Below are 13177 nucleotides of genomic sequence, written 5' to 3' on the forward strand. Positions count from 1 at the left end.
ATGAAGCTGCTGCTGCTCAACCCCAACACCAGCACTGAAGTCACCGACCTGATGACGGGCGTCGGGCAGCGCGCTGCCGCCTTCGGTACCGAGATCGTCCCCTGCACCGCCGCGCGCGGCGTGCCCTATATCTCGACGCGTACCGAAGCGCAGATCGGCGGCGCCATCGCGCTGGAGATGCTGGCCGAGCAGCACAAGAAGGTCGATGCCGCGATCATCGCCGCTTTCGGCGATCCCGGCCTGTTCGCCGCACGCGAGACCTTTGATATTCCCGTGGTCGGCATGGCGGAGGCGGCGATGCTGACCGCGTGCATGGCCGGGCGCCGCTTTGCCATCGTCACCTTCGCGCAGGCGCTCGGCCCCTGGTACGAGGAGTGCGTCCGCGACCATGGCTTGCGGGAACGCTGCGCCGGCGTCCGCATGCTCGACACGCCGTTCAAGGCAATTTCGGACGTGGGCACCGAGAAGGAAGACCTGCTCGTCGATCTCGCCCAGCGCGCGATCGTCGAGGACGAGGCCGATGTCCTGATCTTTGCCGGGGCGCCGCTGTCCGGCCTTGCCGCGCGCGTCGCCGATCGCATCCCCGTTCCCGTCGTCGATCAGGTCGTCGCCGCCGTGAAGCAGGCCGAAGCGCTGGTCGCGCTGCGCCTGCGCAAGGCGACGGCTGGCACGTTCCGCCGCCCGGCCGCAAAACCCACCATCGGCCTTGCCGGCGCGCTCGCCGCCCGGCTCGAGCATCGCGACAGCTAGGGGAGCTTTGGCTGGCGATGCGAAAATCCCAATTCGTTCTCGATCAAACGGCCGAAGGCAAACAAACGGGATTCGCACCCTGGCGGCGCGATGATCTGGATGCCGAAGGGCAGCTCGTTCTCCCCTCGCCGCGCCGGCAAGGTCAGGACGGGGAAACCGACCAGCGAGACGATGAAGGTGACGGCGAGATAGTCGATCGGTGTCTCCAGTGCCGTGCCGTCAATGGCCATGACATCGCTGATCTCGTTCGGCCAGGGCAACACGGACGCCGCCGGCGCGACCAGGAAATCCGTGCGCGTGAACAGCTCGCGAAAGCTGCGATAGATCACGGTGCGGCGGCGCTCGGCGTTGAGATAGTCCTCGGCGGACAGCTTCGCGCCCGCCTCGATGTTCCAGATCACGGTGGGCGTAAGCTCATCGCGGCGCGTCCGGAGCAGTTCACCATAACTGTTTGCGATGTGCGCAGCGCGCAGCGTCCGAAACGTCTCGCTCGCGCCACCGCAGTCGGGCGAAGATGGCACCAGATCGCCAACACCCGCAAGCGCCTCGCACGCGCTGGCAAAACGCGCACGCACCTTGCGCGACACCGGCGCGACGCCGAAATCAGGCGTGACTGCAATCCGAGGACGTGCCGCAACCGGCCGATCGTCATTGATGATGCCAGCCGCGAGCGGATCCTTCGCGTCGCCTCCCCCGCAGACCGACAGCGCCAATTCGAGATCATCGACACTGCGAGCGAGAAAGCCGTGCGTGGCCAGCATGTCCCAGCCGAGCGGACGGCGCGGCGACGGGATGCGGCCGGGCGTCGGCCGGATCGAAGCCAAATCGCAAAAGCTGGCCGGCGTACGCACCGAGCCGCCAAAATCGGTGCCATGAGCCAACGGCACCATCCCGGCCGCGACCGCGACGGCGGAGCCGCCGGACGATCCGCCGGAGGTCAGCGCGGGATCGTACGGATTGCGCGTCGGCCCGCACAATTTGTTGGTGCAGACCGCACCGAAGCCGAATTCCGGTGTGTTGGTCTTGCCCAGGATGATCGCGCCGGCACGGCGCAGCCGCGCCACCACGAGATCGTCCTCGGCCGGAACGTGATCGCGAAACAGCGCCGAACCATAGGTGGTCGCAAGCCCCGCGGTGTCGGTGAGGTCCTTGATAGCGACCGGTACGCCGTGCAGCGGCCCCATCGGAGCGGGCGCGGCATCGCAGACCTCCGCGGCGCGGCGGGCGCCCTCGGCATCGACGGTCACGAACGCCGCCAATTGCACGTCGCGGTGCGCAATCCGTTCCAGATGTGCCTCGACGACCTCGCGCGAGGACAACTCGCCACAGGCAATGGCGCGCGCGAGGGTTGTGGCCGCAAGGTCGCAAACCGATGGATCCGGTATCATCGCGCCATCATGCCAAACCTCGCATCGAAAGGCGAGCGCGGCGGGCACGAGACTTGCTTTCTCCTCGGGGGTAACGGGAGGCAACACCATGGCTGAAGCGCAAGGCGGACGATCGCTCGTCGTCGACGCCGTCACCCACCGCTATCCGAGCGGCGCGCTCGCGGTCGAGAACATCAATCTCGACATCAAGGGCGGCGAGATCATCGCGCTGCTCGGGCCCTCCGGCTGCGGCAAGACCACGCTCTTGCGGATCATCGCCGGCTTCATCGCACAGTCGCAGGGGCGCATCATCATCGGCGACGACATCGTCGACGCACTGCCGCCGAACAAGCGCGCCGTCGGCATCGTGTTCCAGAACTACGCGCTGTTTCCGCATCTCTCCATCAGCGAGAACGTCGGCTACGGCCTCGCCGCCCGCGGCGTCGACAAGGCAACGCGCCAGCGCGAGGCCCAGCGCCTGCTGGAGCTGGTGCAACTGCCGACGATGTCGGAGCGGCTGCCGCGTCAGCTCTCGGGCGGTCAGCAGCAGCGCGTGGCGCTCGCCCGCGCGCTCGCGATCAAGCCGTCAATCCTGCTGCTCGACGAGCCGTTCGCCGCGCTCGACAAGAATCTGCGGCTCGACATGCAGATCGAGATCAAGCGGCTGCAGCGTGTCTCCGGCATCACCACGCTGATCGTGACGCACGACCAGGAAGAGGCGCTGTCGATGGCCGACCGTGTCGCCGTACTCAGCCACGGCAAGCTCGAGCAGTTCGGAACGCCCTCCGACATCTACGACCGGCCGCAGACGCTGTTCGTCAACACCTTTGTCGGCTCCAGCAACCGCATGCCCGGCGTCGTGATCTCCGCTGATCGCAGCGCGGCCAAAGTGCGGCTCGATGCCGGCGCCGAGATCATTGCACGGCCTGCGGCAGGTACGCTCACCGAAGGCGGCCGCGTCACCGTCTGTATCCGGCCCGAACATCTGCAATTCGTCGGCGACGAGAGCGGTTTTGCCGGCGTGGTCGGCATGTCGCTGCCGCTGGGTGCCACCGTCGTTCACGAGGTCACCACCGCCGACGGTTTTGGCGTCAAGGTCTCCCAGGCGCGCATCGGCGAGACCCGCGCGCTCGAAAGCGGCGCCGCGGTGCGCCTCGCCCCGCTTGCCCCGGCGCTCGCCAACGCTTTTCCTGCAACGCTTTAATTCCAGTTTTTGTCCAGAGGGAGTTCGACCATGATCATGAACCGCCGAAGCCTGATGACGACCGCACTGACACTCGGCGCCATGAAGGCGTTTCCGGGGCTCAGCTACGCCCAGGCCCGTCCGCTGGTGTTCGCGACCTTCACCGGCAGCTGGGAGGAAGCGCACAAAGCCGTGCTGGTGCCGGCGTTCCGGAAGGCCAACGCCGACGCTGCGATCGTGCTCGACCCCATGCTCTCGGTCGACCAGATCGCGAAGGTCAATGCCGCCAAAGCCAATCCGCCGATCGACGTCATGCTGCACGATCCCGGTCCCGCCCTCGTCGCGATCGGCCAGGACCTGGTCGAGCCCTATCCGGTCGAGAAGAGCGCCTATTACAAGGACCTGATCAGCGAGGCGCAGGAGCCGACGGGCCCGGCCCCGTTCTTCCAGGTCGTCGGCCTCACCTACAATCCTGAGGCCATCAAGACACCGCCGACCTCCTGGGCCGATCTGTGGAAGCCGGAGTTCAAGGGCCGCGTCGGCATCACCAATCTCAACTCGACGCTCGGCACCGGCTGGCTGGTCGAGATCGCGAAAATGCGCGGTGGCTCCGAAGCCAATGTCGATCCCGGCTTCAAGGCGCTGGAGGAGCTGAAGCCCAATCTTGCCGCCGTCGCCGCCAATCCCGGCGCGCTCGCCACCCTGTTCCAGCAGGGCCAGATCGACATCTCGCCCGGCAATTTCAACGCCATCCAGATCCTCAAAGCCCGAGGCGTGCCGGTCGAATTCGTGGCGCCGAAGGAAGGCGCGATCGCCTTCAAGACCACGATCCATATCGTCAAGAACTCGCCGAACCGCGAGCTCGCCTTCAAGCTGATCGAGGCGGCGCTGACGCCGGAGGTCCAGACCACGCTGATGAACCCGCCCTACCTGATCGTGCCGACCAATTCCAAGGTCACCATGGGCGGCGAGATCGCACGCGTGCTCGCCAAGGACACCGCCGAGCTGAAGCAGAAATTCGTGTTCCAGGACTGGAAGAAGATCAACGAGCAGCGCTCGGCCTGGATCGAGCGTTTCAACCGCGAGATCAAGATCTAGCACTTCGAGGGGCCTCGCGATGGGCGCAGCACCGGCATCACGCGACGTGACTTCCTACGGGATGGGATTGGCAGTGCCGCTGGCGCTGTTCTTCCTGGTCTTCTTCGTCGCGCCGCTGCTGCAACTGCTCTGGCTTTCGCTGCACAACGACACGGCCGGGCTCCATTGGGGGCTCGGCCAGTACCTGCATTTCCTCACCGATCCCTTCAGCCTCAGCGTGCTCGGCTCGACATTGCTCCTGGGTGCGGAGGTGACCGCCGTCTGCCTCGTGCTCGGCTTCCCCATCGCCTGGCTCTACCAGCGGGTCGGACCAAAGCTTCAGACCGTCATCATCCTGATCGTGCTGCTGCCGCTTTTGACCAGCGTCGTCGTGCGCACCTTCGCCTGGATCGTCATCCTCGGACGCCAGGGCATCATCAATGCGACGCTGCAATCGCTCGGGATGATCGACACGCCGCTGAAGCTACTCTACACCCAGTTCGGCGTGGTGATCGCGCTGGCGCAGGTGCAGATGCCCTTGATGACCCTGCCGCTGATCACCGCGCTCGGCCGCATCGATCCCAATCTCGACGATGCCTCCTGCTCGCTCGGCGCCGGAAGCTGGCGCACCTTCTTCCGCGTCGTGCTGCCGCTGTCGCTGCCCGGAATCATCGCCGGCTGCACGCTGACCTATGCCGCCGCCATCACCGCCTTCATCACGCAATCGCTGATCGGCGGCGGGCAGATGCTGTTCATGCCGATGTACCTCTACCAGCAGGCCTCGACCTTGCAGAACTGGCCGTTTGCATCGGCGATCTCGATCATCTTCCTGCTCGCCGTGCTCGCAGTCGTCTCCGTCTTCACCACGCTTGGCCGCCTCTCGCGCGGTTATGGAGGCGCCTGATGGCCGGCCGCAAGCGCACCCTGGAATCGTTCAGCTTCGAGCTCGTGATGACCGTGATCGCGGTGATCGCGCTTGTTATCATCATCGCGCCCTCGCTGGTGGTCTTGATCGTCTCCTTCACCAGCGGTTTTTCGCTGCGCTTCCCGCCGCCAGGCTATTCCCTGCGCTGGTACGCGGAGCTGTGGAATGCCTGGCAGCTGCACTTTGCCGCCAAGAACAGCCTGATCGTGGCCCTATGGGCGACCGGCCTCTCCGTCGTGCTCGGCGTCGCGGCGGCCCTGGCGATCGCGCGCTCGCCGACGCTGTCGGCGCGGCTGCTCGATTCACTCTTCATGTCGCCGCTCGTTCTGCCCGCACTGGCCTTCGGCCTTGCCGCCCTGATGCTGTTCTCGCTGGTCGGCCTGCCGGTCTCACCGCTGACGCTGGTGATCGGCCACACGGTCGTGTGCGTGCCCTATGTCGTCCGCAACACGGTCGCGGCGCTCGCCCAACTGGAGCCGACCCTGCTGGAGAGCTCGGCGGTGCTGGGCGCCAGCCGCCTCTACACCTTCCGGCGCATCGTGCTGCCGCTGATCCGGCCCGGCATCATCGCCGGCGCCTTCATCGCCTTCATGTCGTCGTTCGACAACGTGCCGGTCTCGCTGTTCCTGCGCGATGCCGCCACCGACATGCTGCCGATCCGGATGTGGCAGGACCTCGAGGGCAAGCTCGACGTCACCATCGCCGCGCTGTCCGGCGTGCTGATCATCGCAACCGTCGCGCTGGTTGCGGTGATGGAGCGCGTCACCGGCCTGTCGCGGCGGCTGACCAATTGAAGGCGGATGAGATTTGGTCGAACGATGCGAGCCAGGAATTCCGACACCTCTCCCGTAGGGAGAGGTCGGATCGCATCGAAAGATGCGATCCGGGTGAGGGGTTACGGTGTCACTGACTGCCGCGGCCCCTCACCCGGATTGCTCCGCAATCCGACCTCTCCCCGCTGGGGAGAGGTGCCCACTGGGCCGCCGATCGAACCAAACCCTTGACGCCCTACGCCCCCCGAAACAGCGCATAGCCCCAGCGCGTGAATTTCAGCGGCAGATGAAAATGCTCGTTGACATCTGTGATACGAAAGCGGAACGGGGTCACGGTCAGGAAGCCGTCGCGCTCGCCAAAGAACTCGCCGAGATGAAACAGCACCTCGTACTCGCCCGCCGTTACATCCGCGCCTTGCGCGACGGGATGATCGAGCATGCCGTTGGCGCCGAGCCGCCCGTCGGCGATACGCAGGGACTCCGGATCGATCCGCCAGATCTCGACGCGCAAGCCTTGTGCCGGCCGTCCGCTCGCCACATCGACCGCGTGGATGGAAATACCGCCTGCCACCATGTTCCTCCCGTGAGCGTGGCGCCATGTTAGACGCAAACGCGGCGGTCCGGCCAGCGCCCGCGCTGCTGCCGGCGCTGGCGGCGATGACCTCGCTTCAGGCCTTGGTCGCGCTCGCTTTGTTCGCGCCGGGCGTGGTGGCGCCGCGCGCCCATCTCGAGGTCTGGCAGCTCTCGGTGTTCTCCTGCGCGGTGTTCACGGTCGGCATCCCCGCCTCGTTCTGGGGCGGCGGCCTCATCGCGCGGCTCGGCTCGCTCAGGATCGCCAGCCTGTGCGCGGCGGCCATCGTCGTCGGCATGGCACTGGCCTCCTTCGGCTCGACCGCGGCCCTGCTCGCCGCAGGGCTTTGCCTCGGGCTCGCCCAGGGACCGGAGACGCCCGCGAGCGCGGCGCTGCTGGCGCGGCTCGTCACGCCTGAGCGGCGTACCTTCGTGTTCTCGGTGCGCCAGACCGGCAACCAGATCGGCGCGGTGCTGGGGTCGCTGGCGCTGCCCGCGATCGCGATCGCGTTTGGACCGGCCTGGTGCTATGCCGCCGTCGGCGCCTGTGCGCTGCTGGGGATCGCACTGTTCGAATGGTTGCGCCCCGCCTATGCCGGCAAGGTCGCTCCGCCGCCAAAACTCGATCTGCGCGCGCGACTGGCGCTGATGACCGCGGACCGGCAGATCGCGATGCTGGCGCTGGCCTCGACACCGTTCAGCGCCATGCAGGTCTCGCTCAACACCGTCTTCGTCACGCTCGGGACGCGCGAGCTCGGCCTCAGCCATATCGAAGCCGGCATGGCGCTCGCCTGCGCGCAAGGAGGCGGCCTCGTCGGCCGGCTCGGCTGGGGCTATGTCGCGATGCGCCTCGATGCCTCGCGCGCGGTGCTCATCGTCATCGGCCTCGGCATGGCCTTCTGCGCGGCGCTCCTGGGACTCGATGGCGCATCGCTCGGCCGCTCCACGCAGTTCGCTGTTGCCGGGCTGTTCGGCCTGACAGCGTCGGGCTGGAACGGCGTCTTCATCGCCGAGATCGCCCGCCTCGCCCCGCAGGACCGGATCGGCGAGACCACAGGTGCGGTGCTGACGGCATCCTATATGGGCCTGCTGGCCGCACCGGTGCTGGTGTCGATCCTCGATGGTGCCGCCGGCCTCGGCGCGGCGTTCTTCGCCCTGGCATGCCTTGCCCTCTGCGGCACATTGGCGCTGATCTGGGGAGGCCAGGACAAAAGGAGATGACAAACCCCGTCAATAGCGCGCGCGCGATTGCAGCCGACGTCACAGCCGGGCGGACCAGCGCGGTCGAGACCGCCAAGGCGGCGCTTGCGCGCATCGAGGCAGCCAAGACGCTGAACGCGGTCGTCACGATCGATCCTGCCCGCACACTGGCCGATGCCGCCGCGGTCGACGAACGCCTGCGCAGCGGCGAGACGATGTTGCTTGCCGGCGTCCCCATTATCGTCAAGGACAACATCTGGGCCGGCGGCTGGCGCATCACGCAGGGCTCGCGCCTGTTCGCCGATTTCATCGCGCCGCGCGATGCGATTGCGATCGAACGGCTGCGCAAGGCGGGCGCAGTCGTCGTCGGCATCGGCGCGACATCCGAGTTCGCCAGCAAGGGCGTCACCAACTCGCAACTGTATGGGCCCACACACCATCCGCTCGATCCCACGCTGACGCCCGGCGGCTCATCGGGCGGCCCCGCGGTCGCCGTCGCCGCCGGGCTCGTGCCGCTCGCGATCGGCACCGATGCCGGCGGCTCCAGTCGCAGGCCTCCGGCCCATGTCGGCGTCGCCGGCTTCAAACCGTCCTATGGCGCAATCCCCTATGGACCCGGTTTCGCCGAGCCGTTCTTCGGCCTCTCCGTCATCGCGCCGATCGCGGCCGATGTCGCCGATATCGCGCTGGCGTTCGAAGCCATGGCCGGTGCCGATCCGCGCGATCCCGATTCCGCCGTCATTGCGCAAGAGGCCGGCGACATCGCGGACTTGCACATCGCGTTCTCGCCGCGCCTCGGGCTCGACGTCGCCGTCGACGATGTCGTCGCGAACGGGCTCGCCTCCGCCGTGCAGCGGCTTGCCGCCGCGGGCCTGCCGATCGCCCACCGCGATCCCGTCTGGCCGGCGGGCGCGACCGAAGACGCCATCATGCCGCTCCAGCATGCCGGCCTCGCCGCGCTCTACGGAGACACTTTCCGCAAGGACCCTGCTGTCTTCGACCCCGACATCGCCAGGCAGATCGAACGGGGCCTCGCCTGGTCGGGCGCCGATGTGGCGGGCGCCCTGGTGGCAAGCACTGCGATCGCCAATGCCTTCGCTTCCTTCTTCACCGAAACCGACCTGCTGCTGACCCCGACGGTCCCCTGCGTCGCCTGGCCCTTGACCCAGCTCGGTCCCGACATGATCGGCGGCCGCGCCGCGAGTCCGCGCGCGCACGCGGTGTTCACGCCCTTCGTCAATCACGCGCGCCTGCCGGCGATCTCGATTCCCTGCGGGCGTGATGGACGCGGCCTTCCCTTCGGCCTCCAGATCATCGCCCGGCGCGGCCAGGATCGCACCCTGCTACGCGCGGCCCGGGCGATCGAAATGGCGATTTCGGAATAGTAGCAGTATGCCCCTGTTTTGCCCGACGTGTCAAGTCGCGCCATTTTTTGTGTAAGCCGTTGATTCCGTTATCCCGGCTACTGTGCATGGGGTTGTTTTCAAACTTTTTGTTCGATCGGGCCGGCGAAAGACAGCCTCAACCGCCGCCAGCCGATCACGATGCCGGTGACCGAGAACACCAGCCCGAGCATGCAGAGACCCACGATCAGCACAGCGCGCCAACGCGGATGCGCAACCAGGATCGGAAAGTCCAGCGTGTGCAGCGCGCCATAGGCCCAGCGATAAGCCCGCCGCGAAGCATCGAGCCGCTGCACCACGCTGCCATCCGCTCCATCGACATCGAACCAGAGATCGCCGCAACGGGAACGATAGACAGGCGCCCCCGGGACGGCGGATGACGCGGGATAATCGTCATCGCCAGCAACGACGGACGTCGCGCCGCAGCCGGGCGCAAGGCGCGTCACCTGACGCTCGACCTCCTGCGCGCTAAGTACGGCGGTGTCTCGTTCATCCGGCCCGACCAGAACCTGCTTGTCGAGACCTATGCGTTCGCGTCGATAGACTTTGCCGTTGAAGCCGATCCATTCGACTTCACGGGCCGAGGACGATACCGGCCTCTGATCGATCGAGGCCGCCCTCGTCCAGTCCGGCAAGGAGTTCGTCACCGCCGCCTCGGCCGCGGTCAGCTGCCCGCGCGAAAACAGCCGGCCGTGATCCATCGAGAGCCAGCCGCTGAAAATCCAGGTCAGCACGAACGTCGTCGCGATGAGACCGATGATGTGATGCAGCGCGTGCCAGCCGCGGTAGGGCGACGAGATCGTCCGCCCGCGGAGCCTCAGCCTGGTCATCCCGAGCGCCGCACCCAGCACCGCCGCGATCAGAGCCAGCAACGACAGCGTCCAGACCACGCCGTCCCACAGCGCCCAATTGCTCCTGAGAACCGTCGGGTAGATCCAGTGCAAAATGCTGCCGGCGAGATTCCACGTACGTTCGCTCCGCGTCGTGTCGAGCACGACTTCGCCGGTGTGCGACGAGACATAGACCTCCGTTCCAGCGGCATCGCCGAGCGCGACGCGAAACAACGGCCGGTGGCGGTCAAAGCCGTTCGGCACGCTCCACTGATCGTAGTCCGCGTGTGCGACGACAGCCGCATGCGCGGCATCGAGCCCGCGCTGCTGCGCATGACCCCGCGCGATGGCAAGCGCGACCTCGGGCGACGAAACGGGTGCTCCCTGCCCGTCCAAGGCGCTGACAGCCTGGAGCCGCGTCGGTCCCGACATGACGTACACCGGTCCATCGCTCCGCTGGATCAGGCGCACGCGCGTTGCATCCGCGATGCCGCTTGCCGCCACCGCATCGGCAACCGCGATCCCACCCTGTCCGTCCTGCAGCGGCACCAGCCCTGCAAATCGCTCCGCCTCCGTCAACGACGGAAACGGAACGAAGTGCATCACGATCCCGCTCGCGAACCACATCGCGAACAGCAGGCAGAACGCGATCCCGAGCCAGCGATGCGAGAGGACGAACGCGCCCATCATGTGGTCAGCGTCCTACCATTTGAACGCGGCCGAGAGCTCGTAGGTGCGGGGCGCGCCGAGCAGGATCTGGTCGGGATAGAACGGATCGGCCCAGATCGCGTAGCGCTTGTCGGCGATGTTGCGCACGCGAAACGTCAGCCGCGCTTGCTCGACCGCATTGAACACCGTCTTGGGGATGTCGACGAAGGCATAGACGTCGGCGACGGTGTATGCCTTCATGGTCACGACGTTGGCGTCGGTATTGTAGCGATCGCCGACATGGCGGCCGGTGATGCCGAGCTCGACCGGCCACGGCGTGAAGAACCGGTAGGCCGCGCCGGCATTGGCGACGATCCGCGGCACGTTCGGCGGCGTGTTGCCGGAGAACGAGCCGCCGACAAAATCGAAGTCGGCATAGCGCGCATCGACATAGGCGATGTTGCCCCACAGCCGCAGCGGCTCGATCGGCCGCACCGACGCCGCAAGCTCGACGCCCTTCGACCCCTGCCGCCCCGCGATGTTGAGCTGCATGCCGCCGGCGGCAGCATAGACGTTCTTGCGCAGGATGTCGTAGGCGGAGAACGACCACTCCGCCCGGTTGTCCCAGAACAGGTGCTTGACGCCGGTCTCATAGGTGCGCGCGGTCGTCAGGTCGAGCGGCTGGGTCGGCCCGAGCAGGAAGATGTTGTTGGCCGAGACGTCGACGCCGGTCGCATACTGGCTGAAGAAGGTCAGGCCGGGCACCGCTTCCCAAGTGTAGCCGATACGGCCGGTCACGGGTGCCCAATCTTTCGTGTACGGAAAGCCCGTCTTCTCCAGCCCGTTCTTATCAGTCGAGTTACGATCGAGCCCGATATGCTCGACGCGCAGGCCACCGATCAGCGCGAAGGTCCTCGTCAGCTTCAGCCGGTCCTCGAACGAGAGTGCTTCATTGTCGATGCGCGCGGTCTGCTGCTGTGTCGTGAGCAGGCCGTAAGTGCCCCGTATGGGATCGACCAGCGACACGGAATCGCCGGGGAAGTTGGCGGCGCCCGGCCTGACGAAATCGAGATAGCTCGACGACAGCGTCGTCACCATCCGGTTGTCGAAGCCTGCGATGTTCGTGTCCCAGATCAGGTCGGTGATGTTGCCGACGAGCCGCTGGCTATGCGCGACATAGAAGCGCTCGCGATCGACCAGGTTCGTTCCCGCGTTGAACGCCTCGACCTCGTTGTTGAACCAGCTCCGTTCCGCGCCATAGCCATAAGCCTGGCTCTTGAGCGTCAAGTCGGGCGCGAGCTTCAGCTCGAAGCCGCCGCGCAGCCAGACTTCCTGGGCGACATTGCGATTGTCGAGAACGTTGTAATTGGTATTGAAGGAGCGGTCGTCGATGGTGACCGCGCCGAGATTGGTGCCGTTGTAGTTCGAGACGTAATTGCCGGAGACGATGCCGCTCGTCGCATGCGAGCCGCTGAAGGCGACCGGCACCAGCGGCGCGCCCCAATAGGCCTTGCCGCGATCCTCGCGGTACTCGATCGCGCCCCAGACCTTGAGGCTCTCGGAGATGCGGTAGTTGAGCTGGCCCGACACATCGAGCGTCTTGGTGTTGGTGTCGTCCACAAAACCGTTGAGCGAGGAGCGGCTGACGTCGAAGCGATAGTCGAGCCCCTGCACGTTAGTGCTGCCGCCGGAGCCGTAATGCGTCCGGAACGAATTCAGCGAGTCATACGAGAAATCCGCCTCGTTCCGGATCGCCCCCGTGTGCGGCTGCTTGGTGACGAAGTTGATGGCGCCGCCGGCGGCGCCCTCACCCGACATCAGCGAGGCCGGGCCTTTCAGGATTTCGACGGCCTCCAGATTGGCAGTGTCCATGATCCGCGAGGTCATGTTCTGCGGGCCGATCTTGATGCCGTTGTAGAGCGTGTTGATCTGGCTGTTGGTGAAGCCGCGCATCGAGAAGCCCGCCGGCTCCCCCGGTGCGTCGCCGGAGGTGACGCCGACCGCGCCCTGCGCAACTTCGGACACGGTGCGATAGCCCTGCTCGCGCATGGTCTCGGCCGAGATCACCTCGACGGTTGCCGGCGTCTCCCGCACCGTCAAGCCGAGCCGCGAGGCGCTTTCCGCGACCGCATTGCTGTTGAGCGGCGTCTGCGCGTATCCCTGCCCTGCTGCGCCCGGGCCCGCCGGCTTTGGCGCCGCCGCTGCACCAGCAGACCTGCGCGATGACGCGCGGCGCACGCTCTGGCCTTCCCGGCCGGCGGGCTTGGCCTGCTTGCGGGATTGAGCGGGCGAGACCTCGACCCGCGGGAGAGGTTCTTGGGTTTGCTGCGCCAATGCAGCAGGCAGATCGAGCGCGGCAAGGGACGTGAGCGCGGCGGATGCGAGCAGGAATCCGCGCGAGCGTGCAATACGAATGGACAACACGGGTTTAGACCTCGGTATGACGTCAGT

Annotated in this window: 11 protein-coding genes; 7 read left to right on the forward strand and 4 right to left on the reverse strand. The window is 66.6% G+C overall.

Annotation, left to right across the window (positions count from 1 at the left end):
- Nucleotides 1-750, forward strand: coding sequence for an aspartate/glutamate racemase family protein (locus HYH08_RS09875; protein ID WP_220009579.1), 750 nt, complete (start codon nt 1-3; stop codon nt 748-750).
- Here the strand turns inward: HYH08_RS09875 and HYH08_RS09880 are convergent.
- Entirely contained in the window at nt 747-2138 is a 1392-nt protein-coding gene (locus HYH08_RS09880; protein WP_220009580.1) for an amidase, read from the reverse strand. The two genes, HYH08_RS09875 and HYH08_RS09880, sit on opposite strands and share 4 nt — an antisense overlap.
- A gap of 88 nt (nt 2139-2226) precedes the next feature.
- Here HYH08_RS09880 and HYH08_RS09885 point away from each other — a divergent pair, with 88 nt between their 5' ends.
- The 4 genes from HYH08_RS09885 to HYH08_RS09900 are packed head-to-tail and all read left to right on the forward strand — an operon-like array spanning nt 2227 to nt 6096.
- Nucleotides 2227-3321, forward strand: coding sequence for an ABC transporter ATP-binding protein (locus HYH08_RS09885; RefSeq protein WP_220009581.1), 1095 nt, complete (start codon nt 2227-2229; stop codon nt 3319-3321).
- A 30-nt stretch (nt 3322-3351) separates the two neighbouring features.
- On the forward strand, nt 3352-4398 hold the full coding sequence (locus tag HYH08_RS09890) for an ABC transporter substrate-binding protein (protein WP_220009582.1): 1047 nt from the start codon (nt 3352-3354) through the stop codon (nt 4396-4398).
- A gap of 19 nt (nt 4399-4417) precedes the next feature.
- Nucleotides 4418-5281 (forward strand): ABC transporter permease, encoded by an 864-nt coding sequence (locus HYH08_RS09895; RefSeq protein WP_220009583.1) that lies wholly within the window; start codon nt 4418-4420, stop codon nt 5279-5281.
- Entirely contained in the window at nt 5281-6096 is an 816-nt protein-coding gene (locus HYH08_RS09900) for an ABC transporter permease (protein WP_220009584.1), read from the forward strand. The genes HYH08_RS09895 and HYH08_RS09900 overlap by 1 nt, the downstream gene beginning before the upstream one ends.
- 214 nt (nt 6097-6310) lie before the next feature.
- Here HYH08_RS09900 and HYH08_RS09905 read toward each other — a convergent pair whose 3' ends face one another.
- Nucleotides 6311-6646 carry a hydroxyisourate hydrolase gene (locus tag HYH08_RS09905; RefSeq protein WP_220009811.1) on the reverse strand — a complete coding sequence of 112 codons (336 nt, stop codon included), beginning with the start codon at nt 6644-6646 and terminating at the stop codon, nt 6311-6313.
- 26 nt (nt 6647-6672) lie between these two features.
- Here HYH08_RS09905 and HYH08_RS09910 point away from each other — a divergent pair, with 26 nt between their 5' ends.
- Complete coding sequence (locus HYH08_RS09910; protein WP_220009585.1) at nt 6673-7866, forward strand: MFS transporter; 1194 nt, start codon at nt 6673-6675, stop codon at nt 7864-7866.
- Nucleotides 7863-9230: an amidase gene (locus tag HYH08_RS09915; protein WP_220009586.1), complete on the forward strand. Its 1368-nt coding sequence runs from the start codon at nt 7863-7865 to the stop codon at nt 9228-9230. Before HYH08_RS09910 ends, HYH08_RS09915 begins: the two co-directional genes overlap by 4 nt.
- A 98-nt stretch (nt 9231-9328) precedes the next feature.
- Here HYH08_RS09915 and HYH08_RS09920 read toward each other — a convergent pair whose 3' ends face one another.
- Together HYH08_RS09920 and HYH08_RS09925 are read right to left on the reverse strand one after the other, a co-directional pair.
- The gene (locus HYH08_RS09920) at nt 9329-10768 is read right to left on the reverse strand and encodes a PepSY domain-containing protein (RefSeq protein ID WP_220009587.1); all 1440 of its coding nucleotides are present in this window, start codon (nt 10766-10768) and stop codon (nt 9329-9331) included.
- Nucleotides 10769-10780: 12 nt separating this feature from the next.
- On the reverse strand, nt 10781-13150 hold the full coding sequence (locus tag HYH08_RS09925) for a TonB-dependent receptor (protein WP_220009588.1): 2370 nt from the start codon (nt 13148-13150) through the stop codon (nt 10781-10783).
- Between the last annotated feature and the right edge of the window lie 27 nt (nt 13151-13177).

Source organism: Bradyrhizobium sp. BR 10289 (genome assembly GCF_019455385.1).
GTDB lineage: Bacteria > Pseudomonadota > Alphaproteobacteria > Rhizobiales > Xanthobacteraceae > Bradyrhizobium.